This window comes from Streptomyces phyllanthi (genome assembly GCF_009377205.1).
Classification (GTDB): domain Bacteria; phylum Actinomycetota; class Actinomycetes; order Streptomycetales; family Streptomycetaceae; genus Streptomyces; species Streptomyces phyllanthi.
Map to the genome: position 1 here is coordinate 1 of NZ_VJZE01000697.1, position 3,269 is coordinate 3,269.

Annotated in this window: 3 protein-coding genes; all 3 read right to left on the reverse strand. The window is 74.9% G+C overall.

The genetic code is table 11. The features are described 5' to 3' along the window. Positions 1 to 908: sensor histidine kinase (locus tag FNH04_RS43580; protein WP_152791769.1), on the reverse strand; the 908-nt coding region annotated here is incomplete at its 3' end. Between the two features lie 13 nt (positions 909 to 921). Beyond that, a complete protein-coding gene (locus tag FNH04_RS43585; protein WP_322725571.1) occupies positions 922 to 2,136 on the reverse strand; it encodes an acyltransferase family protein in 1,215 nt (404 codons plus the stop codon). 34 nt (positions 2,137 to 2,170) lie between these two features. Beyond that, positions 2,171 to 3,220: an alpha/beta hydrolase gene (locus tag FNH04_RS43590; RefSeq protein ID WP_322725573.1), complete on the reverse strand. Its 1,050-nt coding sequence runs from the start codon at positions 3,218 to 3,220 to the stop codon at positions 2,171 to 2,173. Positions 3,221 to 3,269 lie beyond the last annotated feature (49 nt).

Here is a 3,269-nt window from a genome sequence, read left to right on the forward strand (position 1 = left end):
GGGGCGTGGGGGGCCGTGCCGTCGGCGGCCCCGCCTATGCCGTGCGGGTCCTCGGGGTGCTCCGAGCGCAGGACGCCGAGGACGCGGCGCAGCTCGGTGAGGGCCTCCAGGGCGTTCTGCCGGATGCCCTCCAGGTTCTCCTTCAGCTCCTCGGGCGGGTTCTCCACGAGGTACGGGGCGACCTGGGCCTGGATGGAGATCACCGACATGTGGTGGGCGACCACGTCGTGCAGCTCGCGCGCGATACGGCTGCGCTCCTCCAGAAGGGTGCGGCGGGCGCGCTCCTCGGCGGTGATGCCGGCCTGCTGGACGAGCTCCGCGCGTGCCTCGCGACGGCCGTGCAGGGCTGTGCCGAGCACCACGACGACGACGGACAGGGAGGCCGTGAGTATGCCGGTCGGCAGGTAGTTCGCCGCTCCCCACAGGCCCTCGATGACGTAGGTGACCAGCCCGGTCACGGCGAGCGCCTCGACGGCCACGCGGGTGCGCACCCGCAGCGCGAGCAGCAGGAGCACGAGCAGGTGGGCGATGATGCCGGTCGCGGTCCAGGGCCAGGTGAACTCGTCGAAGCCCAGTCGGCCGTGCAACGCGGCGGCACCCACCACCGTGGCCGCCAGCGACAGCCACCACCCGGCGATCGGCCGCCACAGGGCGAGGACCACCGCGCCGCCCTGCCCGAGCGCGATCAGGAAGGCGGCCCCGCCGTTCAGGTGCCCGTCGTCCCCGAGCTGGGCCGTGCCACCGACCGTGATCCCGAACGCGGCCAGGCACACCACACCGTGCGGCAGCCAGCGCAGCCATACGGACGGGGGCAGCGGATCGGCCCGGGCGGTCCACAGGTCGTCGCGCAGCACCCGCAGCCAGCGCAGGACGCGGCGCACGGTCCGGTGCCGGCTCCCCGTTTCCATCACCCGGCCCACCCTAGACACGACGCGCCCTCCGCGGTGCCGCCCGGTGCGACGGCCCGTGCGACGGCCGGTGCGCCCGGACCACCCGCGAGCGGCGCGGACCGCCGCCGCCCTGCTCATAAGCACCGCTCTGCTCGTGGACGCGGAACGCGGCCCAGCAGACGAACAGCGCGAGGGCGAACACCGGGAGCCAGACGAGCCGGGCCGCCACCCAGCCCAGGCCGTCGGGGACCGTGTGCAGACCGGGGAGCCGGCCCGCGAGAAGACCGGTGGCCGTGGTCGCCATCAGGGCCGTCTGGTGCCACAGGAAGACGGTCATCGCGGACAGGTTGACGAGGGCCACCACCGCCCAGGCCGTGGGCCGCCGCATCGCCCGGCGCAGGGACGCGCGCAGCAGCAGGGCGAGGCCGCACTGCGCCAGCCCGAAGGTGACGGCCGCCAGGGTGGGCGGGTTCAGATTGGACACCGGCGTGCCGGGGACTCCGACCATCGACGCCGGGTAACCGGCCCAGGCGACCAGGACCGCCGTCGCGACCGCGCCGCCGACGAGCAGGATCCAGCCCGCCCGGCGGCGCTCCAGCTCACCGCGCGTCCAGGCCGCGCCCAGCGTGTACGGCACGAGCCAGCCCGCCGCCACGTTCACCCAGCCGAGCCATGACGGGCCGCCGAGTCCGAAGCGGACGAGGTCCACGTGGAGGACGACGGCCAGCGGCCACAGCGGGTTCAGCCGGACCAGCAGGGGCGTCGCGGCCGTCAGCCCGGCGAAGACCAGCAGGAACCACAGGGGAGACAGCGCCAGCTTCAGCAGCGCGTGCACCGTGTCGACACCCGTGCCCGTCGCGAGGAGGCCGGCAGCGGTGATCGTCCACAGGACGAGGACGGCTGCGACCGGCTTGAACAGCCGGGTCAGGCGGGCGCGCAGCCACCGCCGGTAGCTCATGCCCCGAGCGCGTGCGGACACATACCCCTTCGTCGCCACATGGCCACCCACCAGGAAGAACACGGCCAGCGTCTGGAAGACCCAGGAGATCGGCGCGAGCCACGGCATGTCCTGCAACGGACTCGCGGTGCGCAGCCGGCCGCCGTCCGCGACCAGCGCCGTCACCAGCCAGTGGCCCAGGACGACTCCGGCGATCGCCAGGGCGCGCAGGGCGTCCACGGCGCGGTCCCGTTCCGAGGGGGTGGCTGCGTCGATACGGCGCGCCGCGCTCCGGACGCGGTGGCTCACCGACGGGACCGCTGAACGAACCGGTATGGCTGACTCACGCACGGGTGACCTCCGAGGTGTCGCCGAGAACGATCCGGGCGAGGTTGTCCAGCGAGACGGAGCCCGGGCGGAAGTAGTCGCTGTGGCCGCCGTCGCCCGCGGCGAAGACACGGGCGCCGAAGGCCGGGGAGACGGGGTCGGTGCCGAAGCCGACGGTGATGCCGAAGAGGTCGGCCCGGGTGTGCGGGACGTCCGCGATCCAGTCACCGGTGCCCCGGGCCGCCCACACGCGTGCGGACGTGTGCAGAGCGGCGGCACTGTCCGCGCCGGTGCCCGGGCTGCCGACGAGAACGAGGTCGTCCACGCGCTCGCCCGCCTGGTCGGCCGGATGGTCCGCGCGGTCCGGGGTGTCGGCCGCGCGGGCGCAGACGACAGAGCCGTACGAGTGGCAGAGCAGGGAGACGCGGGCGTCCCGGCCGACCAGTCCGCGCAGCTCCCGTATGAACGCGCGTAGGCGGGGTGCCGCGCTCTCCGCCCGGCCCGTGGTGAGCACGGTCGTGCTGACGGTGCGCGGGGTCTCGTAGCCGAGCCAGGCGATCACGGCGGTGCGCGTGCGCGACGCGGCCCCGGCCCCGGTCTCGGTCTCGGTCTCGGTCTCGGTCTCGGTCTCGGTCTCGTCGAGGGTCTCGTCGAGCCGGTCCCGCAGGGCCGTCGCGGTCGCGCGGAAGCGGTCGTAGGTGTCCAGGGTGGTGTCGGACCCCGGCACCAGCACGGCCACACGGTCGGCGTGCGCCAGGTCCCCGAGGACCTCGACGGCCTGTCCGGCACCGCGTCCGTCGAAGGAGAGGAAGCGCCGGGAGGGCGCCGCCATGGCACGGTCCGCCGCGGCCCGCTGCCGCTCGCCGTGGTCCGCCGCCATACGGGCCGCCTCCGCGGCGTTCGCGCGGTTCGCCGCGTACGTGTCCTCCAGCGTCGCCGCGGTCACCCGTGCGGGCGCTGCGGGTGCCGGGGCGGGGATCTGCGGGCGCGCGAAGGCGGAGAGGGGCGCGACGACCGCGACGGCGACGAGCAGGGCGAGCAGGATGCGTCGGGCGCGCCCGACCACCCGCGAGTTCGTTCCCGCCCTCGCCTCGCGTGTATCACCGGCCCCGCTC